Source organism: Pseudomonas sp. LBUM1669 (genome assembly GCF_059695705.1).
The window spans coordinates 1,785,826-1,809,767 of record NZ_CP166784.1; the positions used below are offsets into that span (position 1 = coordinate 1,785,826).

The 23,942-nt window shown below is 56.7% G+C and carries 24 protein-coding genes and 2 pseudogenes; 13 read left to right on the forward strand and 13 right to left on the reverse strand.

Features of this window, described 5'->3' with window-relative positions; translation table 11 throughout:
- Window positions 1-19: 19 nt before the first annotated feature.
- Together tnpC and tnpB are read right to left on the reverse strand one after the other, a co-directional pair.
- A complete protein-coding gene (gene tnpC / locus ACA051_RS08280) occupies window positions 20-1,552 on the reverse strand; it encodes an IS66 family transposase (protein WP_497370753.1) in 1,533 nt (510 codons plus the stop codon).
- Window positions 1,553-1,570: 18 nt separating this feature from the next.
- Entirely contained in the window at window positions 1,571-1,930 is a 360-nt protein-coding gene (gene tnpB / locus ACA051_RS08285; protein WP_024647222.1) for an IS66 family insertion sequence element accessory protein TnpB, read from the reverse strand.
- A gap of 796 nt (window positions 1,931-2,726) precedes the next feature.
- Between tnpB and ACA051_RS08290 the strand changes: the two genes are divergently transcribed.
- Both ACA051_RS08290 and ACA051_RS08295 read left to right on the forward strand, forming a co-directional pair.
- Window positions 2,727-5,882, forward strand: a complete 3,156-nt coding sequence (locus tag ACA051_RS08290) for a DUF637 domain-containing protein (protein ID WP_497375525.1) — start codon at window positions 2,727-2,729, stop codon at window positions 5,880-5,882.
- A gap of 12 nt (window positions 5,883-5,894) precedes the next feature.
- Complete coding sequence (locus ACA051_RS08295) at window positions 5,895-6,164, forward strand: hypothetical protein (RefSeq protein ID WP_054916221.1); 270 nt, start codon at window positions 5,895-5,897, stop codon at window positions 6,162-6,164.
- A gap of 517 nt (window positions 6,165-6,681) precedes the next feature.
- On the opposite strand, the pseudogene ACA051_RS08300 reads toward ACA051_RS08295, so the two are convergent.
- A pseudogene (locus ACA051_RS08300) lies at window positions 6,682-8,064 on the reverse strand (IS4 family transposase).
- 216 nt (window positions 8,065-8,280) lie between these two features.
- Between ACA051_RS08300 and ACA051_RS08305 the strand changes: the two are divergent.
- From ACA051_RS08305 to ACA051_RS08320, 4 genes are all read left to right on the forward strand, one after another.
- A complete protein-coding gene (locus ACA051_RS08305) occupies window positions 8,281-8,676 on the forward strand; it encodes a hypothetical protein (protein WP_497309062.1) in 396 nt (131 codons plus the stop codon).
- 12 nt (window positions 8,677-8,688) lie between these two features.
- Entirely contained in the window at window positions 8,689-9,012 is a 324-nt protein-coding gene (locus ACA051_RS08310) for an EndoU domain-containing protein (RefSeq protein WP_497309064.1), read from the forward strand.
- Window positions 9,013-9,026: 14 nt separating this feature from the next.
- Window positions 9,027-9,437: a hypothetical protein gene (locus ACA051_RS08315; protein WP_497309066.1), complete on the forward strand. Its 411-nt coding sequence runs from the start codon at window positions 9,027-9,029 to the stop codon at window positions 9,435-9,437.
- A gap of 360 nt (window positions 9,438-9,797) precedes the next feature.
- Window positions 9,798-9,977, forward strand: a complete 180-nt coding sequence (locus tag ACA051_RS08320; RefSeq protein WP_497309068.1) for a hypothetical protein — start codon at window positions 9,798-9,800, stop codon at window positions 9,975-9,977.
- A 4-nt stretch (window positions 9,978-9,981) separates the two neighbouring features.
- On the opposite strand, the gene ACA051_RS08325 is transcribed toward ACA051_RS08320, so the two are convergent.
- On the reverse strand, window positions 9,982-10,716 hold the full coding sequence (locus ACA051_RS08325; protein WP_497309070.1) for a DUF899 domain-containing protein: 735 nt from the start codon (window positions 10,714-10,716) through the stop codon (window positions 9,982-9,984).
- A gap of 177 nt (window positions 10,717-10,893) precedes the next feature.
- Here ACA051_RS08325 and ACA051_RS08330 point away from each other — a divergent pair, with 177 nt between their 5' ends.
- Entirely contained in the window at window positions 10,894-11,283 is a 390-nt protein-coding gene (locus ACA051_RS08330; RefSeq protein WP_497309072.1) for a transcriptional regulator, read from the forward strand.
- A 63-nt stretch (window positions 11,284-11,346) separates the two neighbouring features.
- Here the strand turns inward: ACA051_RS08330 and ACA051_RS08335 are convergent, their stop codons facing one another.
- From ACA051_RS08335 to ACA051_RS08345, 3 genes are all read right to left on the reverse strand, one after another.
- Window positions 11,347-12,216, reverse strand: a complete 870-nt coding sequence (locus ACA051_RS08335) for a DUF6279 family lipoprotein (protein ID WP_497309074.1) — start codon at window positions 12,214-12,216, stop codon at window positions 11,347-11,349.
- Between the two features lie 77 nt (window positions 12,217-12,293).
- A complete protein-coding gene (locus ACA051_RS08340) occupies window positions 12,294-13,010 on the reverse strand; it encodes a TorF family putative porin (RefSeq protein WP_497309075.1) in 717 nt (238 codons plus the stop codon).
- Window positions 13,011-13,230: 220 nt separating this feature from the next.
- Window positions 13,231-13,419 (reverse strand): PFL_1563 family small protein, encoded by a 189-nt coding sequence (locus ACA051_RS08345; RefSeq protein ID WP_017337097.1) that lies wholly within the window; start codon window positions 13,417-13,419, stop codon window positions 13,231-13,233.
- Between the two features lie 352 nt (window positions 13,420-13,771).
- On the opposite strand from ACA051_RS08345, the gene ACA051_RS08350 reads away from it, so the two are divergent.
- The 5 genes and pseudogenes from ACA051_RS08350 to ACA051_RS08370 all read left to right on the forward strand — a co-directional run bounded on the left by ACA051_RS08350 (window position 13,772) and on the right by ACA051_RS08370 (window position 16,768).
- Window positions 13,772-14,608 (forward strand): CvfB family protein, encoded by an 837-nt coding sequence (locus ACA051_RS08350; RefSeq protein ID WP_497309076.1) that lies wholly within the window; start codon window positions 13,772-13,774, stop codon window positions 14,606-14,608.
- A 43-nt stretch (window positions 14,609-14,651) separates the two neighbouring features.
- The gene (locus ACA051_RS08355) at window positions 14,652-15,044 is read left to right on the forward strand and encodes a DUF2177 family protein (protein WP_497309078.1); all 393 of its coding nucleotides are present in this window, start codon (window positions 14,652-14,654) and stop codon (window positions 15,042-15,044) included.
- Between the two features lie 221 nt (window positions 15,045-15,265).
- The gene (locus tag ACA051_RS08360) at window positions 15,266-16,198 is read left to right on the forward strand and encodes a DMT family transporter (protein ID WP_497374361.1); all 933 of its coding nucleotides are present in this window, start codon (window positions 15,266-15,268) and stop codon (window positions 16,196-16,198) included.
- Window positions 16,199-16,227: 29 nt separating this feature from the next.
- Window positions 16,228-16,500 (forward strand): annotated as a pseudogene (locus tag ACA051_RS08365) (LysR substrate-binding domain-containing protein); the annotation flags it as partial.
- A 139-nt stretch (window positions 16,501-16,639) separates the two neighbouring features.
- Window positions 16,640-16,768, forward strand: coding sequence for a PA1414 family protein (locus tag ACA051_RS08370; RefSeq protein ID WP_007914492.1), 129 nt, complete (start codon window positions 16,640-16,642; stop codon window positions 16,766-16,768).
- A 226-nt stretch (window positions 16,769-16,994) separates the two neighbouring features.
- Here ACA051_RS08370 and ACA051_RS08375 read toward each other — a convergent pair whose 3' ends face one another.
- From ACA051_RS08375 to speB, 6 genes are all read right to left on the reverse strand, one after another.
- Complete coding sequence (locus tag ACA051_RS08375; protein ID WP_497309080.1) at window positions 16,995-17,246, reverse strand: acyl carrier protein; 252 nt, start codon at window positions 17,244-17,246, stop codon at window positions 16,995-16,997.
- A 55-nt stretch (window positions 17,247-17,301) separates the two neighbouring features.
- On the reverse strand, window positions 17,302-18,027 hold the full coding sequence (locus tag ACA051_RS08380) for an MBL fold metallo-hydrolase (protein WP_497309081.1): 726 nt from the start codon (window positions 18,025-18,027) through the stop codon (window positions 17,302-17,304).
- Between the two features lie 85 nt (window positions 18,028-18,112).
- The gene (locus ACA051_RS08385) at window positions 18,113-19,492 is read right to left on the reverse strand and encodes a sodium:solute symporter family protein (protein WP_497309082.1); all 1,380 of its coding nucleotides are present in this window, start codon (window positions 19,490-19,492) and stop codon (window positions 18,113-18,115) included.
- 232 nt (window positions 19,493-19,724) lie between these two features.
- Window positions 19,725-21,236 (reverse strand): purine-cytosine permease family protein, encoded by a 1,512-nt coding sequence (locus ACA051_RS08390; protein ID WP_497309083.1) that lies wholly within the window; start codon window positions 21,234-21,236, stop codon window positions 19,725-19,727.
- 54 nt (window positions 21,237-21,290) lie between these two features.
- Window positions 21,291-21,698, reverse strand: coding sequence for a YybH family protein (locus ACA051_RS08395; RefSeq protein WP_497309085.1), 408 nt, complete (start codon window positions 21,696-21,698; stop codon window positions 21,291-21,293).
- Window positions 21,699-21,707: 9 nt separating this feature from the next.
- On the reverse strand, window positions 21,708-22,658 hold the full coding sequence (gene speB / locus ACA051_RS08400; RefSeq protein WP_010462004.1) for an agmatinase: 951 nt from the start codon (window positions 22,656-22,658) through the stop codon (window positions 21,708-21,710).
- Window positions 22,659-23,047: 389 nt separating this feature from the next.
- Here speB and ACA051_RS08405 point away from each other — a divergent pair, with 389 nt between their 5' ends.
- Window positions 23,048-23,941, forward strand: coding sequence for a LysR family transcriptional regulator (locus tag ACA051_RS08405; RefSeq protein ID WP_007945995.1), 894 nt, complete (start codon window positions 23,048-23,050; stop codon window positions 23,939-23,941).
- Window position 23,942 lies beyond the last annotated feature (1 nt).

Below are 23,942 nucleotides of genomic sequence, written 5' to 3' on the forward strand. Positions count from 1 at the left end.
TCAAAGGTGGGCGGTGCGGTTAGCTATGAGATTGGGGTGCGCATTTCCAAGGTAGCAGGGCTTCGTAATCTTCCACCGAAGCCGCCATTGGCAGGCGCTCAAGTGCGTGGCGCAGCCACGCATAGGGCTCTTGGCCGTTGGCTTTAGCAGTCTCGACCAAGCTGTAAAGTTGAGCGCTAGCCGTCGCCCCTTTTGGCGTGTCGCTAAACAACCAGTTTTTTCTTCCGATAACGAACGGCCGTATTGCACGTTCTGCGGCGTTGTTGTCGATGGGCAAGTAACCTTCCTCGACGTACCGCTCGAGTTTGTTCCAGTTGTTTGCCAAGTAGCTGACGGCTTTGCCCAATGCGTTCTGTGTAGTCACGTACGGCAGCGTCTTTAGCATCCAGTCTTTCAGTTGACTCAGCACGCTGGCGCTCAACTCCTGGCGGCCTCTTTTCCGCGCCTCATCACCACTCCGTTTGTAGGCGATCTCGATGCCATATAGTTTACTGATCAACTTCAATGCGATGTCGGCCCGTCCTGTCTTGCCCTTGGGCTGTACTTTTTGCGCTTCGACAAATTTACGCCGTGCGTGAGCCCAACACCCTAAACGTTCAACTCCGGCCTGTGCTCCCAGCGCGTTGTAACCCGCGTAATCGTCAGTCATGACGTAGCCGCGATAACCTTCGAGCAGGCGCGACGGTACCTCCTGCGCTCGGCTGGTGGAGTAGTCGAAAAGGATCACCGGTTTGTCTGGCGGGCCGCCGGTTTGCACCCACATCCAGGACTGACTGCTCGGCTCTCGGTCAGGCTCTTTCAACACCTGTACGCGTGTTTCATCGCAGTGGATGACACGGCTGGCCAACAGGCTATCGCGCATTAAATTCAGCAGCGGCTGGAAGTGCTCGCCGCACTGGATAACCCAGCGAGCCAGGGTCTGGCGCGGAATATCGATGCCGTGGCGGCCTAGTACTTTTTCAAAACGGTGAAGCGGCAGACCGTCCACGTACTTGGTGGTCAGCAGCATCGCCAGAACACTTGGGCTGGCCATGCTTTTTTCAATCAGTTGAGCCGGCTTATCCGCAGTGACCGGTGCGGTCTCACAATCGCGGCAGCCATAAACTTTGCGCACATGTTTGATAACGCGAATCTGCATCGGCACGATTTCAAGCTGCTCGCTGACTTCTTCGCCAATGGCGTGTTTGCGGCAGCCGCAAACGCAAGTCAGTTCATCCTCGGGAAGTTCGTGGATGACTTCGATACGTGGCAGGTCGGCGGGCAGCGGCTTTCGTTTACCGCGACGCCTGGCTGGACCGACGACCTCTTCTTCAGCGTCTTCGCCGACGGGTTCGGCGATGCTTTCAGTTTCGTTGAAAAGAGCTAACTGCGGCGTGGCCGGATCGGCTGTTTGTTCGGACTTGCGTCCGAACAGGCGCTGACGCAGCAGCGCGTTTTCTTCTTCAAGATGAACAATACGGCCCTTGTTAGACTCGCGCTCAAGCAGCATTTGCTCTAGCAATTGCTTGAGCAGCGCAGGATCGTCAGGAAGATCTTTGGGCATTGAAATCATGCCCTGGATTATAACGAATCAGGCCACGAATCGCGGCGTCAAAACCTGATGAGGACGGTTACGCCAGAGGTCGAAACCGTCGAGCATCCAGTTGAGTTCCTGAACAGTTAGGACAATCGCCTCGTCGGTGGCATCGGGCGATGTTTTGAATCGCTCAGATTCAAGGCGCTTGAGCCAAAGGCAGAAGCCGTTGCGCTCCCAGTACAAAATCTTCACGCGGTTGCGCGGTTTGTTGAGGAAGACGAAGAGCACCGGGTCAAACACGGCGACCTTGATGTCCAGCTCGACCAGCGCAGCCAGGCCATCAATTGATTTTCGGAAGTCGACGGGCTTGGGGTACAGATACACTTTTTCGACTTTTGCGTCGGGTCGCATCATGGCGGATGGGCTCCAGAAAGGAATCGGGAGCACAGCATCCGGGATCAATTGGCGGCTTTGAATGTGGGGTTCATGGAGCGGTTACAAAACTTTTCGCTGGCAGTTACGGTAGTACGTACCAGACCTGCCCCGAAGCTACGCGGCTCTTTGTCTTTGAAGAGAACAAGAGCTATGAAGCCTATGTCGGTCTTGTTTATAGGCCCACCGCTGAAGGTAACGGACAGGCAATATGTGCGTTCAGTGTGTATGAGGTGGTCCCGTCCGGGAAATTTAGTCGTCCATTGCCAAACGTACTCAATTTTGAGCCTCCCGCTGATTCTAACTGTGGCCGGCACTGACCCAGATTGTCAGGTTAAGAAATTAGATGGTCATGTTGGGAGTTTGTAAGGTCGATATCTTCACCGAACGAAACAACCCGACACCTTCGGTCTCGGTCGAAGAGGACATGAGCAATCCAGATATTTGCCGTTGAGGCAGTGGCTACTCGACGCGGATCCAGATCAACCAGCAACTCGCCCCCGATCTGGCCCAGCAACAAGTCAACCCGCTGGCGCTCCCCGGCTTCAGCCTGCCCACCAGCCAGAACGGCCTGTTCCGTCTGAGTCAGGAAGGCAGTACCAACCCGACCGGCACCGGCCCACAAAGCTGGACCCTCACCGGCGCCACCGTCACCTCGTCTACCAGTACGCCGGTCACTATCAACCGCGTGCAAGGCCTGCCGAGCAACGCCGGCAAATCCCACCCGCACAAATACCTGATCGAAACCAACCCGGCACTCACCGACCTCAAGCAATTCATGAGCTCGGACTACCTGCTGTCCGGCCTCGGCTACGACCCCGACCAGAGCGCCAAGCGCCTGGGCGACGGTCTCTACGAGCAGAAACTGGTCCAGCAAGCCGTGGTCGCCCGCACCGGCCAACGCTTCATCGACGGCCAGACCTCCGACGAAGCGCTCTACAAGTACCTGATGAACAACGCCATCGCCAGCAAGGAGCAGCTCAACCTGAGCCTCGGCGTGACCCTCACTTCACAACAAGTCGCGGCCCTGACCCACGACATCGTCTGGCTCGAAGAGCACGAAGTGAACGGCGAAAAAGTCCTGGTGCCAGTGCTGTACCTGGCCAACGCCAACCATCGCTTGGCGGCCAACGGCGCGCTGATCCAGGGCAGCGACGTAACCCTGATCGCCGGCAAAGACCTGAACAACGCCGGCACCCTGCGCGCCAGCCAGAACCTTGATGCGACGGCCAAGAATGATCTGGTGAGCAGCGGGTTGCTGGAGGCGGGGGACCGGTTGAAGGTGCTCGCCACCAATAATTTGACCAACAAGGCGGGGGGCATTATTGCCGGGCGGGACGTGACGCTCGCGACCACGAAAGGCGACGTGATCAATGAACGCACGGTGACCTCCCACGACAGCAGCGTCGGCGACTACAGTCACGCACGAGACTTCGTGGACAACGCCGCCCGCATCGAAGCCGCCAACAACTTGGTGATCAACGCCGGGCGCGATGTGATCAACACCGGTGGTGTGTTGAAAAGCGGTGGCGACATGGACATCGATGCCAAGCGCGACGTCACCATCACCTCCGTGGAGGAGCGCCACTCCGAAAGCCGTACCAACTTCCTCGACTCAACCCTCACCCAGCACGGCGCAGAGGTCAGTTCCGGTGCCGGCCTGACAATCGATGCCGGCCGCGATATGGCGGCGGTCGCCAGCAAGATCGACGCCAAGGGCGACGTGACCATCGAGGCTAAGCGCGATGTGTTCTTCGGTGCCGCTGCCGACGAAGAGCATTCCTATTTCAAGGACAAAAAGGAAACCCGTCAGGAAGACCACATCAGTCAGATCGGCACCTCACTGGAGGCGGGAGGCAAACTCACGCTCAAATCCGGCAAGGACATGACCCTGGTCGCCAGCGACATCAGCGCCGGCAAAGAAGCCTACCTGCACGCCGACGGCGACCTGCAACTGCTGGCCGCGCAAGACAGTGATTACTCGCTGTATGACATGAAGAAAAAGGGCGGCTTTGGCGCCGAGAAAACCCAGCGCGATGAGGTGACGCAGATCACCCACATCGGTACGCAGATCAAATCCGGTGGTGACCTGACGTTGTCCAGTGGGGGGGATCAGCGGTATCAGGTGGCGAAGCTCGACAGCGGCAATAACATCGTTCTCGACAGCGGTGGTTCCATCACGTTTGAAGCAGTCAAGGACCTGCATGACGAGAGCCATACCAAGAGTGATGGCGACGCCTTCTGGACCTCATCGAAAGGCAAGGGCAATACCGACGAGACACTGCGCCAGACCCAGATGATTGCCAAAGGCAACATCGTGATCAAGGCTGTGGATGGCCTGAAAATCGACATCAAACAGGTCGATCAGCAAAGCGTCAGTCAGACCATTGATGCGATGGTCCAGGCCGATCCGCAACTGGCCTGGCTGAAGCAAGCCGAAGCTCGGGGTGATGTCGATTGGCAGTTGGTCAAGGAAATCCATGAGTCGTTCAAGTATGAAACCTCGGGGCTTGGGCCTGCTTCTCAAATCATCATCGCAATCATCATGGCGGCCATTGTCGGCCCAGCTGCGCTGACGGCGTTCGCCGGTGCGGGGACCATAGGGGCTGCAGGTCTTGCAGCAGTGGCTACAGGTGCTGCAACAAACGCGACCACTAGTTTTATCAATAACGGTGGGAATCTTGGGGCGGTGTTCAAGGATGTGACGTCTTCGGATGCGCTCAAGGGCTACGTGATTTCAGGGGTGACGGCGGGTTTCACGGCCGCTTACATCAATGATTTGACTGGGACGACTACAAACTCCTTCACTGGCAAAGTCACTGGCCCCCCACTGAACACCTGGACGGGCGTCGGTCAGTTTGCTTCAAGCCAAGTGCTGCAAGGTGGGACGTCAGCACTGCTGGGCAAGGCGTTGGGGCAGGACGTCAGTGTCAGTGATGTATTGAAAACAGCTCTGTTCAATACATTGGCGGCAGCCAGTTTCAACGCGGTCGGTGACTATACGAAAGCCTATGCCGACGGATCTGTTCAGAAAATCGCGATACACGCGATGGTCGGTGGGTTGCTTTCAGAAATATCGGGTGGTGATTTTGCAACGGGCGCCTTGGCAGCAGGTGCGAATGAAGCCCTCATCGTAGACCTGAATAAATTGGTTGCTGGCGACCCTGATTTGCGTTCCATGGCATCTCAGATCGTCGGGGTACTGGCGGCGTCGACGCAAGAGGGGGATGCAGAAACGCTGCAAAGTGGGGCATGGGTTGCCAACAATGCTACGCAGTACAATTTTGAAATTCACATGCCGCCAGGTTTGACGGAGTATGGACAAGCAGCAACGTCCCTCACGGAATTCATGCGGCAAAATAAAGCCTCAGCAGAAGAAATTGCCCAAACGCAATTGGCACTGGCTCAAGGGCAAGGTTTTGATGGCGTCCTGCCTGCAAATGAGTTCGTCAAGGCGTGGGGCGCCTTCACTGCGGGAGAGCTTTCCGGATTAGGGTTGGCTGCGTTACTAGGGAAGGCGGGGTCGTGGTTTGCAAAAGAGTCAGTTATAGTTGGGGCAAAAGGAACTGGGGCTGTTGTAGATGACACGATCAAGGCATTACCAGCCCCAAGACAAATAGATGCATCGTGGAGCGCGAGCACTTATAACAAAGGCGGTTTGATGACAGGAATTGAGCATGTATTCTATCGCCATGGGCCTGACTCAGGATTTGGGAATGTTAGTAAGTTCTCGCAGGGAACATCTGTTAAAGATGTCTCTAGTTATGTTGATAACGCACTGAGATATGGGAAGGTAACTCCTAATGGCCCAGGTGGGCACGTTATTGAGTACAACGCAGGTAAGGTGATTGGAACAAACGTCTCAGGCGCTCCAACATCGACAATCAAAATAAATGTTCGGGATGGTGTGATTCAGACTGCATTCCCGTACTAGTTAGGAATGGTTATGAGCAGTGGCGGCACACTAATAGAACGATTTGTCGCCCAAGAGTTGGACGACAGCGTTCGCTCTATTTTGAAAGATGCCTTTGATGAGCGGATGTGCTCAAAGAGCGTTCTGCTCAGGGAGTTCGAGTTTAATTGCTTTGACGTTTCTTTGGACTTTGAAAAAGGCATCGTCACATTGCAAGATGTTCTTTCCGCTGGAGAGAGTAGCTTTCTTGATATACCGATACGTGATTTTATCTCTGCTTGCGGTTTGAATGTCTCTTGTTAATTCTGAAACATACATAAAATTGGAGTCGAAAGCAGCCCGTGCGACGCTCGCCGCCGGCACATGTTGTGGTCCGCGACAATCACGAACACCGGTATGAGCGAGTGGTTAGGGTAAGGGGGCGGATTTATTTGTTTTCGGAGTAAAGAAGCGCGATCTGCGACTTTCGATTTTAACTTGAATCGTATCGGTGATTAATATGGCTGATGAAAAGAAATCTGATTGGGTCAGTCGAGGGAAAACAATTAAGCAACTCGTGAAGGAACTGCAGTCGTTCGAAAATCAAGAACTGCAAGTTGAGATATCAACGGACGATGGTGCGACCCAAAAACCGATTAGCTTGGTTGTAAAATTTGGCAATACATGTGTTCTAATAAATTGTGAATAGGAGATGTGTTTCGCATAGGTTCAGGGGCTACCGCTAGCAGCATTGGCTCGGTCGTATTGAACGCAAAGTGAACGGATTTATTTGTTTGGCATCGGTGAAATGACCGGAAAATAAATCTGTCCCGAATGGCACTTACTTAACATGTTTTGCGTGCCCATTTTTCCTGACATCTGCCCTTGCTGACCGACGCGGTTTGGTCAGCAAGGGGTAGGCTTGAGGTCTTCGTTTTATGGCTCGCGGCTCGATACGACCAGGTCGGTTTCCAACGCGCCTTTGAGCGATCAGCGTCAATAAATTACAGGTCATCCTCTTCTTCAAGGCGGCCGTATTGTCGCATGGCCAGCCATAACTGAAGGCTGTGTTTGAAACTCAGTTCGCGAGGTAAGCAGTCAGCTAATAAAGCCGATTGCGCCATGAGCATTCGGATCAGATTGTGTGCCAACAGATAGACCCATAACTCCTTGACTGCCATGCCTGGGGTTTTGCAGCTTAACTTTCCAAGTCCCAGCGTAGCTTTGAGATTGCGTAAATCTAACTCGACATGCCATCGCCCCTTGTACAGCGATTTGAGGGCTGTTTTGGGTGTCTGCTTCGGGCAATGCAACGTGGTCACCAACGTCTTTCCGCCAGCCTTCAGCTCTCGCACTGTCAGCCTTCAGGCGCCTGTTCGTAATGCGACTGACTCATCCAAGGCGGCCTTCTTTCGGGCTTTTTCAACTCGATCAGATGATCTTCCGAACCGAGACTTTGCCCCAAGCGAAAGTCCGTGCTGCGCCGTCGAGCACCGTATTGTTCGAACACGCCATCGATACCTCTTCGTTGCAACTCGCACAGCAAGAAATAGGTAGCGTAGTAAGCGTCGCCTAACAAAATGTCACCTGTTTTCAACGTGTCGAGCATTGATCTGAGCAGCGTCTGTTCATCGCCGCCCTTGCCTCGGAAACGCCCAAGGGCAGCATCTAAAACGGCGCCGCTGGAGAGGCAAACGATGCCAACCACTCGACACAGCGGAAAACCAAGACCGACTTTCTGACCGCGAGACTGCGGATAGGCACCCTGATTGGCTGCGGTGTCGGGCATGCTGACCGTCGTACCGTCCACAAGGCGTACAGGCCGTCCCATCCAGCGCCACGACGAGGGTGCTTTTTCACTTATCGAAGCACCGGTGTGCCTGACCAGCGTGGAAACCATCTCAACAGGCAGCCGCTCTCTGGCTTTACAGTAGGCGCCCGTGCGAGTGCTATTGGGCTTCATGCCGCCACAAGACCGTTTGATGGACAAGTCGTTGACGGCGTTCTGGCAGGAACGGTCGGCACTCATCGCTTGAGCCAGGAACATAGACAGCGTTTCAGTCGGCGGAAACAGACGCTCCCGATATTCTGGCAGTGCAGACTCGACGCGCTGTAACAGTTCGGGAGCGGTGAGAAGATTAAAAAACGCATAGGCATCACAGTTCGAAGCGTGTCGATGGAAACGTTGCTGTTGATGCTGGAGAATTTGACGTCTACGATTCATTGGGGCTGTGTCCTTGGTTCGTCGGTGTGTGTTCGCAACTATCACCGTAGACCAAGACCAGCCCTTCTTCATTTTTTGCTTTTAGCTCAACTGGTTAGCTGCTAAGTAAGTGCCATTCAAGTCTGTCCCCTTTTTGTTAAAAAAATAGGTGTTAAGGTTGTGAGTAGTATTGAGCAGCTTTTTTTCTTACGGCGCAAGCAAAGGAGGTTTGTAGTTATGGCGGATTCTGCAATGATTATTTCTTCAGCGCTATTGACGGTAGAAGAGTTTCAGGTGTTTATATATAGCAACGGAGGGTCTGTTAAATTTGGCGAATTCCCTCGAGGAGCGATAAGTGAAGGCGAGTCAGATATATGGTTGGCAATGTTGCCAAAAGATGTTTGTGAGGGTTTTTATGATGCGGAGGATATTCTTGAGTGGGAGGGTGTTCTAGGTGCAACTCCACAGACACTCATTGAAATGAGATTGGACCATACTCGGAGGTCTAGATTAATGTATCTGAACGTTTTCTTGAATTTTGGTAAGCGTTGGAATTGTATCTTGCACGATGTCGACGACTCAATTTTGTCCTGTGGTTTGGTTTGGGATAAGTATGGAGATATATTACGTTAACCTTCGGGAGCCATGGTGCGGACTTACTTGTTTGGCTGGAGAAAAGGGGACAGATTTATTTATTTTGCTGTGTGCCCGGAAAATAAATCTGTCCCCTTTTATTGGGATCCGAAGAATCCTGGCCAATGGTTGACCAAAACATCTAATAAATTGAAGAATTCGATGTTCCCTTCCACTTGGGATAAGGCACGATTGATAAATGAAATTGATGGCGCATGGAATAGTCCTGATAAGGTTGTAACAGGAACCATATGGCGGTCGACAACCCCATCTGGGGTTGAGGTCGAGGGATATGTTTCTCCAAGGACAACTATCTATCCAATTTATAGACCTTGACGAGAGGCAGGCACATGGAACTGAAGTATTACTATATTCCCGGAGGAATTCACCCTATTGCTGGGACAGTGCTTTACAGGGCCGCGTTGGTTTCTTCTGGAGAGAATGCTGAGCGGTATGAGCTCTATATTTGCACTGTTCTTAACGCGATTGCTCAGACACAAGGGGATTGTGATCGACTACTAGATTGCATAACTTCGATCGAAGATGGTTCCGAATCATCAGAGGTCGGGGGGGGCAATGATGTTGAGCTGACCATGGACGCTACAGGTGTCCAGGTCGACATCCTGATCAACGACGACTGGGTTGGACAGCCCGAAGGTAAATTTACCCTGCAAGAGTGGCGTCAGGTTCTGGAGCAGTGGAAGCTTTTCTTGGGGCTGCCAGAATCGGCAGAAACGGTAGTTATGTTCAAATTACCGTAAGCCCCTCAGATCTTGTGCCTATCAGGAAAACGGGCAACCCTAAGGTCGTCCGTTTTCTTCACTGTTCCATCCTGAAAATGGATCAGAAGGCGTAAATCTTATTCAGAACGGGACAGAGGGAGCAGGATTCAAAGCCTTTTTGCCCCGGATCGTGATTGGCACAACGACTTCTTGAATTGATATCCCCCTCTTTATGCCCAAGGATCGGACATGTTTTCCAAATTAGCGTTGATGTTTTTAGCCCTGTCACTTTCTGCCTGCGGACCTTCTCGTTCAGTATGGATCGATAGCGCCAACAACCTGGTAGGGCAACCAATACCCGACCTCGAAAACAGCCCTTGCGATGTTCGCTGTCGACTCATGTTGTGGTCCCCGAACAATCACGAACGCCGCTACCAGCGAGTGGTCGAGGGTGACGGCAATCGTTACTACTTCAACTGGCTATTCGATTGCAGCTACTCGGTGTACACCACGGCCGATGGAGTGATCCGGTCGTGGCGTTTCGAGACTCTGCGGCCTGAAAGTTGTTATGTGTTCTAGCTCACTATCCCCCATGGCAGCAGCTGGATGACGTCTTGTCGTCGTATTTGTCGTGGTGCTGCACCCATTCCATGATTTCCTCTTCGTTACGGCCCTTGGGCATGAGGTCGAGGTAGTTATAGGCCCCTACCAACATGTCTAGGCCACGAGCATAAGTGGAATAGGTGTGGAAGATTTCTCCCGCTTCATTGCGATAAAACACGCTGAGGCCGGGGAGTTCTTCTTCGGCGCCGTCGGATTTTTCGTAGTTGTAGGTAGCTTTACCGGCAGCGACGTCTTCGGCTCGGGCGGTGACGCCGAAGTCGTAGTTGAAATCGCAACCTTCTGACGACACCCAGTCGAATTTCCAGCCCATGCGCCGTTTGAAGGCCTGGAATTCGGCAAACGGTGCGTGAGAAACCGCCACCACGGCGACGTCATGGTGGGCCAGATGCTGGTTGGCGCCGTCGATGTGGTCGGACAGGAACGAGCAGCCGGGGCAGCCTTCGTCCCATCCGGCGGCGAACATGAAGTGGTAGATGACCAATTGGCTGCGGCCGCCGAACAGGTCGGCGAGTTTCAGTTCGCCGTTGGGGCCTTGGAAGTGGTAGTCCTTGTCGATTTTCACCCAAGGCAGGGCGCGGCGTTCGGCGCTGAGTTTGTCTCGTTCTTTGGTGAAGGCTTTTTCGTGGGCCAGGTGTTGTTTGCGGGCGGCGAGCCATTCTTCGCGGGACACGACGGGATGATTCTGAACGTTCATCAGGTTTCTCCTTCGCAATGCTGGGAGGTGTCTTACAGAGCCTAGTCGTTTGACCTGCGTCCAAATCGACATGCCGTCGGTCGTTAGCCGCAAAAAACTCGGCTGAACGGCTGCGTGCGGTGTCGGTCACAACTTAAGAAGGCCATCTCACTCACAGGCTTTGGAGGTTGAATCAGGATGACAACTTACAACTGGGATTTGATTGAACGCTTGCTGCACGAAGTGCAACACGGTGAGTCCAGTTTCACGCCGCGCCCGTATGCCGAGCAGTACGCTGCGGAGAAAGCGGCGGAAGGCGAGCAGACTGAAAACCTCGATCACCTCAAGGCTGTGGCCGGCGAGTACGAAAAATTACTGCTGGCGCGCGGTTATATCGAGCCTCGGCCCGTGGAACAGGGTGGCACCGGCTCCAATTACATTTTGACGGCTCGGGGCTCGAGTTTGTTGAGCCTGATCGACAGCAGCATTCCGGGTAATGACCATCCGCGGCAGGTATTGGACGAGCAGGAAGATGCGCTGGATGAGGTGACGTTTGATGAGGTGGCGTCGAAGGCGCAGATTGCCTGAACACCACCGATAACTAATGTGGGAGTGAGCAGGCTCACTCCCACATTTTGATTTGTGTTGGGCCTAACCTTTCTGAGCGGCTTTGAGGCATTTCAAATCGTTGAAGTCCTTGCGCACCCCTTCAATCTTTTTCAGCAGCCGCTGGCGCTGAGCCGGTGTACTCTCAGCCATCAAATCCACAAACAAGCTTCGCGCCTGCGCTTCGGTATTGGCGTAGGCCTGACGGTACGCCGTCGTCCACAAACTCTCGCGATTCACCAGAAGTGTCTCGATACGCTGTGGGAATTCCGGACTCTGGCGCTGCGCAACCGCCGCGCTGAACTGCTTCTGCCAATGGACGCGGTTGGCGATCCATTGCGTGTTCTGGTCACCCAAGGCGTTCGACCAAGTGACCACCCGTTGTCGCTGAGTCGGGCTGAGCGGACCCAGCCAGTCATTCAGGCGCTTTTCCATGCGCTCGGCGCGCTGCTTGATCTGCTGATCGAGAGACGGTTTAACGTAATCCTCCTGGCGTTTTCGCTGATCCTTGGCGAAGGCGTCGTTCATTTCCGCGACTTGCTTGTCATCCAGCCCCTGTAACAACTCGATGGCCGAGGGCGTGATTTCCCGGGCGGTCTGGGCGATGGCGGCTTTGGCTTCCTGAGTACGGGTTTGCAGCGCGGCTTCGGTGACCTGATTGGTCTCGACCATGGTCTGCAAGCGGTCCAGCCAGTCGAGATAGCCCGGCAATTGCGTAGTGCAGTGCCAACTCAAGTGTTCCTTGAGGCGCTCGTTGAACCAGCCTTTTTGTTCGCCGTTCATGTCCAGGTAGTCGCTGAGCGTCCACGGAATGATCACGTCGAGATTGCGGTAGGCCAGGCCCACGCGGCTGCACGCGCCAAGGGCGAGGCTGAGGGTGATGATGACGGCGAGATACTTCAACCAGCGCGACATGGGCAAGTCCTTGCGAAGGCCTGGCTTCTTGAGGGGATTCTTATGTGAACGCAGAATGGGCCCGGCAGTTCAGCCGATCAATAGAAGGCGCGCTCGGCCTTGAGGGTGACCAACCCGTCGCATTGGCTGTTGTGCCCGGAATAGGCGGAACAGTCGCTGCCGCTGAGGCTTGAATCGCTGTAGATCAGGTTCAGGTCGACGCCCATGACCGGCCGCGAAAGTTGCACCGACCAATCGGTGAAACTGCCGATATAGCCACCGTCGACGGACGCCGGCGTGTTGAGCTGGTGGGTGGTGTATTTCATGCTGACTCCGATGCCGAACGGCTGATTGCCGCCCAGGTCGGCGAAGACGGTGCTGTTCTGTTTGTCCGGGTCGTTGCTGAACGCTGCGCCGAAACGGCTGCCGAGAAAGGTCAGGCCACCGAACAGCTCCTGGCTGTCGAGGGTGTCTACTTTCGGATAGCTGTAGCGGATCATGCCGACTTCGTAGCCGAGGGTATTATCGAAAGGCTGTTTAAAGCCCATGTAGGAGTCGACTTCCAGGTTGGCGCCGGGCGACAGACCCATGCTTGGTGCCCATTGGCCCACATAAAAGCCGCTGTCATGACTCAGGTCGAGACCACCGTGAAACGAACCGGTGCTGGAAGGTTTGACCAGCCCTTGGGCCATGCTGCGGCTGGGGGTGGTGCCGAGTTTGAGGTCGAAGTCGCCCAGTTCACGCTGAAAGATTTGCGCATTGGCGAATGAACACGACAGCAGGCTGCCGAGCAATAAATAGGAGGGTTTGAGCATGCGTCACTCCATGACCGCGAGGAGCAGGAACGAAAACCTACTGAAACGCTTGATCTAGACGTGTGCAAGCATACCGGCGAATGCTCGGCATTGAAGGCCGTTCGTCGATTTTTGAAATATGGGTGTGTTTGGCGGGGTGTTGCGGGGAGGTTCCAGTCCAAGCGCTTCGAAGCTCAAAGCGCTTACGGACCAGGTGACGCGGCGGATCTTTGGGGGAGTGTTACTTCTTGCCCAAAGTGATCTGCTTGGACGGGCCGAACGTCTGGCCGCTGACGCCTTTGGCAATTTGCTGGATCTCGCCGCCGGACTTGAGGAACGCAGCAATCTGGTTGTTGATCGATTCGCTGGTTTCAACGGCTGGAGCTGGCTTTGCTTTGCTGTTGGATGCTTTTACACGCATGGCGGCCATTAACCTGTAGAAAATTAACTTGGCCAGGCATCGTACAGGAAATACTTGACAATTGCTTGGCAAATATCCCCTCAAAATACACATCGTAGGGGCACAATTACTCACAAGTTAATATTAGAAATACGCCCCTAAGCTGCTGTTTTAACTAAGAACGACGGTAGAAACGTCAGGGCTTCTGATGGTCTGGCAGGGGTAAAAATCACCCGTTCGGCCTGACGAGCGGCCAAAAGCCTGAGGCAGGGCCTAGGAAAATTAAGGCCTTCAGAAGAATTTCTGGTGTCACCGGGCTGGCCACAGAAACGTTGCCCGCAAAAACGGGTAGAATGCCGCCCACGCAATGAGGGTATTGGAAATGGCTTTAGTCGGGCGCTACAACAGTTTGCAAGTGGTTAAACACACTAACTTCGGTTTATATCTTGACGGTGGCGCGGACGGCGAAATCCTCCTGCCTAATCGTTATATTCCCAAAGATATTCCCAGCGAAGATGAAGATTGGCTCAACGTTTTTGTTTATCTGGACAGCGATGACAAACTCATCGCAACTACCGAAACGCCGAAAGTTCAGGTCGGTGAATTCGCCAGTTTGAAAGTCGTTGAAGTCAACAGCATCGGTGTCTTCCTGGATTGGGGTCTGCCGAAGGATCTGCTGCTGCCGTACTCCGAAGAAAAGCGCCAGATGACGGCAGGCGAGTATGTCGTGGTGCACGTCTACCTCGACAAACACACCCGCCGCATCACCGCGACGGCACGCCTGGACCGCTACCTCGACAAGACCCCGGGCAACTACACCCCAGGCCAGGAAGTTGACCTTCTGGTGGCTGAAGCGACCGACATGGGCTTCAAGGCGATCATCAACAACAAGCATTGGGGCCTGATCCACAAGAACGAAATCTTCAAGTTCATGCGCGCCGGCAAGGAAGAGAAGGGCTTTATCAAGGAAGTCCGTGCCGACGGCAAGATCAGCCTGAGCCTGCAACCGGTAGGCGAAGAAGCCGCCACCAGCCTCAACTCGAAGATCCTCGCCAAGTTGCGCGAAAACAACGGCACCCTGCCGGTCAGCGACAAGAGCGACCCGACAGTGATCACCAGCCTGTTTGGTGTCAGCAAAGGCAACTTCAAGAAGGCCATCGGTGCGCTGTACAAGAACGGCCAGATCGTCATTCATGCGGATCGCATTGAACTAAGCTGACCTCGCTCCGGCCCCATCTAGAACGATTACATGGGGGTAGGTTATGAAAAAAGGGCTGTTTGCCTACGCGGGCTCCTTGCTCGCGTTTCTCGTGCTCGACGGCCTTTGGCTGGGCGTACTGATGGCGCCGACTTATCGGGCGCTGCTCGGTCCGCTGATGCTCGACCAACCGCTGCTGGCCCCAGCAGCGGTGTTCTATCTGCTCTATGTATTGGGTTGTGTGGTGTTCGTGGTGTTGCCGGCGAAGACTTGGCGACGCGCTTCGGCGCTGGGCGCGTTGTTGGGGTTGGTGGCTTACGGCACGTATGACCTGAGCAACTGGGCGACGTTAAAGGGGTGGTCGGTTCAGTTGGCGTTGATGGATATGGCGTGGGGTGCTTTTGCCACGTGTGTTGCATGTAGCGTTGGGTATTGGGCTGCGCGCAAAGTGCGATGATCTCCGTGGTTTGAGATGACGTCATCGCGAGCAGGCTCGCTCCTACAGTTGATTGTTGTCGTACGTATTTAAAGGTCGCCCCGAAGCGGCATTTTCTGGCCACTTGGTTAATAATCGACAGCCTCATTTTTCGCCCCGGCGCCGTTTGTTCAGCAAGCAGGCCGGGGCTTTGTTTTTTACTGTCGAGCCACTGCCATGTTGTGTGTTGTCGAGGTGTTCCGGTGAGCGCCACCCGGCGTAGCGCCGATGGGTTTGCCCTGCAAGTGATGATCGGGTTGTGCCTGATCTGGGGTATTCAGCAGGTCATGATCAAGTGGGCGGCGCCAGACATTGCGCCGGTCATGCAAGCGGCAGGGCGGTCGGGCATTTCCGCCTTGCTTGTAGGATTGTTGATCTGCTGGAAGGGCGGTTGGGACCAAGTCAGCAGCACCTGGCGCGGAGGCTTGCTGGCGGGTGCGCTGTTTGGCCTGGAGTTCTTTTTCATTTCCGAAGGTTTGCAACTGACCACGGCCGCGCACATGTCGGTGTTCCTTTACACCGCGCCGATTTTCACCGCGTTGGGCGTGCACTGGCTGCTGCCGAGCGAACGTCTGAGGCCCGTGCAATGGCTGGGGATTTTCCTCGCGTTCGTCGGGATCGCCATCGCGTTTGCTGGCGGCGTGTCCTGGGACAACCTCGATCATCGCATGTTGATGGGCGACGCGTTGGGCGTGCTGGCCGGTGCATCCTGGGGCGCAACCACGGTGGTGGTGCGCGCCTCGAGACTGTCGGAAGCCCCGGTTACGCTGACCCTGTTCTATCAGCTGATCGTCGGGTTCGTCGGGCTGTTGCTGATTGCGATCCTCAGCGGTCAGGTGACCCATGTCAGCCTGACTGCCGTGGCGGTGGCGAGCGTGCTGTTCCAGGGATTGGTGGTGTCGTTCTTCAGCTACCTGACGTGGTTCTGGTTGTTGCGCCGTTATCTGGCGGCGAACCTGGCCGTGTTTTCGTTCATGACGCCGCTGTTCGGTGTCACGTTCGGCGTGGTGTTGCTGGGTGAAGCGCTGAGCCTGAACTTCGTCATCGGCGCGGTGCTGGTGCTGCTGGGCATCACGTTTGTCAGCGCTGAGCAGTGGGTGCGCCGTCGTTTGCGCAAAGCCCTTGGGCAGCAGTGACCGGACGCACAATCGCCCATGACCACGCGGCCATGGGGCGGGCGATGGAGATCGAGTCCTACCCTGGCATGCTGGCGTGTGTGATTGCCGGCTCGGGCGTGGCGCTGATGTCGGAGTCGATGTTGGCCAGCCTGCCGGGCCGCGAAAGCGTGGCGGTGCACCCGTTGGCGGAGCCGTTTGCCCACGCGACGACGTGGCTGATGTGGCGCAAAGGCATGGTCGGGGCCAACCTGAACGCGTGGATTGAGCAGCAACAAGCGGTCTATCCATCGGCGCCAGTGCAGGCTTCGGCGATTGCTTGAACTATCGGTCAGGTATTCTGATCAATTCAGTAACAGATCATTGCGGATTTGGCCGAGCATTGCGTAGGACTTCGGACTATTATCAGTGCGAAGGGGCTACAGAATTTCAGCCGCTCGGCACTACCCTGAAGGGGGCACCATGAAAGAGAAAATCCAAAACTGGCTGCACGATCTGGGTGTTGCACTCGGTCTGATCGAACCGCCTCTGCAACCTGTGCCAATTCGCACTGACGACGAACAGCGTCGACGCCAGCAGCGCCGTCGGTAAACTGCCGACACAGGGCCCGTGACGAGCGGGCTTATTGTGGTGAGCGGGCTGTTGTGGCGAGGGGATTTATCCCCGTTGGGCTGCGAAGCAGCCCCAAGACCATTCAACCGGAGTTGTATCTGGTTGACCGCGCTAGGCGATTTGCGACTGCTTCGCAGCCGGACGTGGATAAATCCCCTCGCCACAGGTTTTCGGATGCCAAATAGTCCGTAGTTGGCAGCCCGTATCAATGCCGCCCGATCTCCATCAAAAACCGACTCAAATCATTCGCCGTCCTGGCGTCCTTGAGCATCCTGTCTTCTTCCGCCGTAAACGCCGTCAACCCCAGCTCATCCTCCAGATGGAAGATCAGCTCTTCGATCTCCTGTTTATCCAATCCCAACTGCGCCAGGCTGGCGTTATCGTCGAAGTCATCCTGACCCTCCAGCAGGCGGCTGATGAAGCGATGCACGGCGGCACGAACGGCAGCTCTTTTCATGGTGGTTCTTCGAGGGCGTTATTGTTGTTGTCCCTGGGCTTGAGTACAGCAGGCTTCAGGCGTGTGAGCGCTGCCACTCGTCAATCATCGTGCGCAAATGCTCCCCGGAAAAACTGCCGAAATGCCCGCCGTGCACCGTTCGGATCGGCAACGCGTGCAAGCGTTGCAGGCTGCGAGCGTAGTCGTCGAGATTGGAATGGTAGGCGTCTTCGATCAGCGGGCCGTCGTAGATGATGTCGCCGCTGAACAGCGTCTCGGTCGCGGCTTCGTACAGGCTGATGCCGCCCGGTGAATGCCCCGGCGTGTGCAGCACTTGCAGCACGCGATTGCCCAGATCCAGCACGTCGCCTTCTTCAATCATCCCTGTGGCCGGGGCGGCTTTGACTCGATACTCGGCGTAGCACAACGGGCAGTCCGGGTGCGCCTCGAACATGTCGTCGCCGACGAACGCCCGGCTCAAATCGTTTTCGCCGTCCGGCGCGGCCAGGATCTGCGCTTCGGCCGGATGCACCAGCCGCTCCGGAAACTCGTGATGCCCGGCAATGTGGTCGAAATGGCAATGACTGGCCACGGCGACCAACGGCCGCTCAGTGATCCATGGCAGCTGTTCGCGCAGGCTCACCAGCCCGGAACCGCTGTCCAGCAGCAAGTCCTTGTCGCGGCCCTGAATGTGCCAGAGGTTGCAGCGATAGAACGGCCGGATGTAAGGCTCGTGAATCAACCGAATGCCGTCACTGAGCTGTTTGACTTCGAACCACTGATCGCGAGAAACAATCTTCATCAACAGTTTTCTCCACACGAAAAAAAACGGATGTGGCAACCGACGCCACACCCGTCGAAGAAAGCATCAAGTCGTTAGGTTCAGCTTAGGCGGCGCTGGCCACCGCTGCCGGACGAGGGGACAGCAAGCTGACCACAACGAAGCTCACCAGGCCTACGGCGAGGCTGTAGTAGATCGGAGTGTTGGCGTCCATACCGTCCTTGATCATGAACAGCAGCGCAGTGGCAAAACCCAGGCCCATGCTGGCGATAGCGCCGGCGGTGGTTGCGCGTTTCCAGAAGATTGCACCGATCAGCGGGATCAGCATGCCGCCCACCAACAGGTTGTAGGCCAGGGTCAAGGCACTGATCACATCGTTTACCACCAGCGCGATACCCAGCACCACGATGCCGGTCAGCAGGGTGAACAGGCGGTTGATACCCAGGCTTGACTGTTTTCCGCCGCGCAGTTTCGGCAGCAGGTCTTCGGTCAGGGTGGTGGCGGCGGCGAGCAGGCCGGCGCTGGCGGTGGACATCATGGCCGCCAGGGCAGCCGCAATCACCAGGCCACGGATGCCGTCCGGCAGAGACAGTTTGACGATGGCGGCGAAGGCGTTGTTGACGTTGTCCAGGTCCGGGATCAGCACATGAGCGGCCATGCCGATCAGGGCGCAAGCCAGTCCATAAAGGATGCAGTAGAGGCCTGCGAATGTACCGGCGACCTGAGCCACTTTGGCGCTCTTGACGGTGAATACACGTTGCCAGATGTCCTGGCCGATCAGGATCCCGAAGAAGTAGATCATGAAGTAGGTGATGATGGTGTCCCAGCCAATCGTGGTGAAGCTGAAGGCAGATGCCGGCAGTTTCAACACCAACTCATCCCAACCACCGACGCGGTACAGGCAGATTGGCAACAGGATGAACATCAGGCCCACGGTCTTGATCACGAACTGGACGATGTCGGTCAGAGTCAGGGACCACATGCCGCCGATCGCCGAGTAAATCACCACCACGCCACCGCCGACCAATACCGACAGCCAGAACGGCAGGTCGAACAGCACTTGCAACACGGTGCCAATGGCCAGGATCGAGACCACGCCGATCATCAGCGCATACGCCAGCATGATCACCGCGCTCGCGGTGCGGGCCATCGGGTTGTAGCGTTTTTCCAGCACCTGGGTAACGGTGTAGATTTTCAGTTTCAGCAGCGGTTTGGCGAGAAACAGGTTCAACGCCACGATCCCGCACCCCAGTGCGGCGCAGAGCCAGAAACCGGAGATGCCATGGACGTAGCCCAGGCGCACGGTGCCCACAGTGGACGCGCCGCCCAGAACGGTAGCGGCCATGGTGCCCATGTACAGGCTCGGGCCGAGGTTACGACCGGCGACCAAAAAGTCTTCGTTGGTCTTGGCCTTGCGCATGCCGTAGTAGCCGAGTATCAGCATCGCGGCGGCGTAGATGAGTACGACGAATAAATCCAAAGCCATGATGGCGTGTCTCCGATTGTCTTTTTTATGGTGAGGCTGAAAAGCAATGTGGCAATCAGTCCGCTTTTTGTGGCGAGGGAGCTTGCTCCCGCTGGGCTGCGAAGCAGCCCCAAATCCGGTAACCGCGTTTCTTCAGGAGAAACACCATTAGCCTGTTTTGCGACTGCTGCGCAGTCGAGCGGGAGCAAGCTCCCTCGCCACAGAGGTTCCGTTGACCACCGTTTGTGTCGAATCAGGCGGCTTGTCGCATCGCCGGTTTTCCGAGCGAATCCGTGCCTTTGCTGCGTGCATCATTCGGCCCGAACACCGCGGCCGGTTCCGGGAACAGGCTGAGCAGCGTGAGGTACACCAGCGAGGCCAGGCCGAGGGTGACCGGCAGGCTGATGTCGATGCCGCCGGCCAGATCACCCAGCACACCCACAAACTGCCCCGGCAGGTTCACGAAGCACAGACCCACCAGTGCACTCGGGATCCAGGCACCCAGGCCACGCCAGTTCCAGCCATGGGTGAACCAGTAGCGGCCGCCTTTCTCGCCGCGGGTGAACACTTGCAGGTCATCCGGGCAGTAGAAGCCGCGGCGCACCAGCAGACCGATGATCATGATCACCATCCACGGGGTGGTGCAGGTGATGATCAGCACGGCGAAGGTCGACACGCTCTGCACCAGGTTCGCCGCAAAGCGCCCGATGAAGATGAAGGCAATCGACATCACACCGATCAGCAACGTCGCCTTGACCCGCGACAGCACCCGTGGGAACACGCTGGACATGTCCAGCCCGGTGCCATACAGCGAAGTAGTGCCGGTGGACATGCCGCCGATCACTGCGATCAGGCACACCGGCAGGAAGAACCAGCTCGGCGAAACCGCGAGCAGACCGCCGACGTAGTTGTTGGCCGCGATGTAGTCCGGTGCCTTGATCGCAACGATGGTGGCGGTGGCGAGACCGAACAGGAACGGAATGAAAGTCGCGATCTGCGAGATCACCACGGCGGCCATGATCCGGCGCTTGGAAGTGTCCCGCGGGATGTAGCGCGACCAGTCACCGAGGAACGCACCGAAGGAAATCGGGTTGCTCATGGCCACCAGTGCAGCACCGATGAACGCTGCCCAGAAACCCGGTTGCCCCATGCTGACGGTGCCGGCGTAGTTCACATCAAAAGGCCCGGCAAAGGCGAAGATGCCCAGCAGGAACAGCAGGCTGGCGCTCCACACGGCGATCTTGTTGACCCACAGCAGGAAGCGGAAGCCATAGATGCAAACCGTCAGCACCAGAATCGCGAACAGACCGTAGGCCAGGCCCAGGGTCAGGTCGGTTTCCGGCAGACCAATCAGGCGTTTCGCACCACCAATCAGCGCATCACCCGAACTCCATACCGAGAGCGAGAAGAAGGCGATGGCGGTCAGCAGTGACAGGAACGAACCGACGATCCGCCCGTGCACGCCGAAGTGCGCACCGGAAGACACGGCGTTGTTGGTGCCATTGATCGGGCCGAACAGGCCCATGGGTGCGAGGATCAGCGAGCCCAGCAGCACGCCCAGCACAATCGCCCAGACGCCCGCCTGAAAAGACAGGCCGAACAGCACCGGGAAACTGCCGAGCACGGCGGTGGCAAAAGTGTTGGAACCGCCGAAGATCATCCGGAACAAGTCCGTCGGGCCTGCAGTGCGTTCGTTGTCCGGGATCTGTTCGACCCCGTAGGTTTCGATGTGCGTAAGGCTTTGGTCTTTGTTGTTGTTATTCATGATCAGCTCCGATCATAAAGGCGCGCTCATCGTGTGTGAGCGTCACCTGTTTGGCTAAGGGGGTGGCAGCCCTTCCGGCATTGCGGACAAATGTTCGTGGCAGGCCAGCCATAGGCCTTGTTGTTGTCGGCGAAACACAATCGTCTCGCGCTCCTGGCTGAAGTGTTGCTCCCCTTGCATGCGCAGCTCGGTGGCCACGTCATGGATGAAAATCGCCATGTCACCCTGCAGGCTGACGAAGGCGTTGCTCGAGGTGCACGCAAGCACCTCGAAGCCATCCTCGGCGCGCCAGGTGTCCCACAACGCCTGATAGGCGTCGCGCGACAGCAGGGGCTGCTCGAGGGTGTAGAACACGAAGCTGGCGTCGGCGCTGAACGCGCCGAAGTAGGCTTCGCGATCGTTACGGGCAAAGGCCGTCACCAGATCGGCGGCGGCTTTCAACACCTGATCACGTTCGTTCATGACCGATCCTCAGCGGTGGGCCACGCCAGGCAGTACGCAGAGCATTTCGTACAGCAAGTTGGCGGCCAGCAGCGAGGTGTTGCCGGTGGTGTCGTAAGCGGGCGAGACTTCTACCAGATCGCAGCCGATCAGGTCGAGGCCTTGGCAGCCGCGAATGATCTCAATCGCCTGAATGGTCGTCAGACCACCGATTTCCGGGGTGCCGGTACCTGGCGCCCACGCAGGGTCGATGCCGTCGATGTCAAACGTCAGGTACACCGGACCGCCGCCGACTTTCTCGCGGACTTCAGCCATCAGCGGTGCCAGGGATTTGTGCCAGCACTCTTCGGCCTGAACCACACGGAAGCCTTGCTTACGGCTCCAGTTGAAGTCTTCGGAGGTGTAACCCTGAGCGCGCAAGCCGATTTGCACCACGCGATCGCAGTCGATCAGGCCTTCTTCGGCCGCGCGACGGAAGGTGGTGCCGTGGGCGACTTTCTCGCCAAACATGTGATCGTTCACATCGGCGTGAGCGTCGATGTGCACCAGGCCGACCTTGCCGTGCTTCTTGTGAATGGCACGCAGGATCGGCAGGGTGATGGTGTGGTCGCCGCCCAGGGTCAGGGGGATCACGTTGTGTTCGAGGATGGCGTCGTAGGATTCTTCGATGATCCGCACGGCGTCCAGCAGGTTAAAGGTGTTGATCGCCACGTCGCCGATGTCGGCCACCGACAGCGAGTCAAACGGCGCAGCGCCGGTCGCCATGTTGTACGGGCGGATCATCACCGATTCAGCGCGGATTTCGCGAGGTCCGAAACGGGTGCCGGGGCGCAGCGAGGTGCCGATGTCCAGCGGGACGCCGACGAAGGCAGCATCCAGACCGGCAGCGGTAGGCAAATGGGGGAGTCGCATCATGGTGGCGATGCCGCCGAAGCGCGGCATTTCATTGCCGCCCAGTGGTTGGTGAAGAATCTTGTCCACGGGTAAGGCCTCATCGTCGTTGTTTTATTTATGTCGGTTGCGCCGCTCCGGGGAGGTACGGGCACCGTTGGGGGCCGATTCTGCGAAATGTAGTGCACGGGAAGAATCGCTACGGGCAAATACTTAGTTCAGATTTTTCTAAACTAATGGCTGACGTGCCGATAGACTGGCGCTGCTTTATTTCGCAACTGACACTTGGCCTTGTAGCAGCTGTCGAGCACCGCGAGGCAGCGTTCGGCTGCGCAGCAGTCGTCAAATCAGGCAACGCGGTGCTTCAGAAAAAACCTCGCGCTCAGGTTTTACGACTGCTGCGCAGCCGAACGCAGCCTCGCGGGCTCGGCAGCTGCTACAGGCCTCATCGTCTACATGTGCTTTTGCTGGAGCCCCCCATGGCCAACGCTTTACCCGACCTGAAACTGTTACGCATCTTCGTCAGCGTGGTGCGTCATCAGGGGTTCGCCAATGCCCAGCAAGAGCTCAACCTCTCGACCTCGGCGATCAGCACTTACATGAGCCAGCTCGAAGCCGCCCTCGGCCTGGTGCTCTGCCATCGCGGTCGCGGTGGTTTCAGCCTGACGAGCAAGGGCGAGCTGTTCCATCAGGAAACCCTGCGTCTGTTGGGCGAGCTTGAAGGCTTCGAACAATATGCAGCGGCGTTGAAGGGCGAGCTGCGCGGCACCCTCAACCTTGGGGTGATCGACTCCACCGTCAGCGATAAGGCCTTGCCCTTCGCCGAAGCCATCGGCGCCTACAGCCAGGAACACCCGGCCGTGCATTTGCACCTGTCGGTCATGAGCCCCTACGAACTGCAGCTCGGCGTGCAGGACAACCGTCTCGACCTGGCCATCGGCGCGTTCTCCACGCGCATGAGCGGTCTGGTCTACATGCCGCTGTACCGCGAACAACACTGGCTGTATTGCAGCAGTCGTCATCCGCTGTTCACCGAACGGCGCATCCCCGAGCAAGTCATCACCCAGCAGCGCATGGTGGGCCGTGGTTACTGGAGCCAGGCCGAGCTAGCGCGTCACGGGTTCAAACACAGCGCCGCCACGGTGGAAAGTATGGAGGCGCAGCTGATTCTGGTGCTTTCCGGCGCCTACATCGGCTACCTGCCGGAGCACTACGCCCAGGCTTGGGCGGACAAGGGCGATTTGCGCGTCCTGCTGCCCGCCACCTTCGGCTATCAGGCACCGTTCTCGATGATCGTGCGCCGTGGCCGCAGTCGTGAGCCGCTGATCCAGACTTTCCGCGATCTGCTCAAAGCACAACTGAACCAGGCCTGAG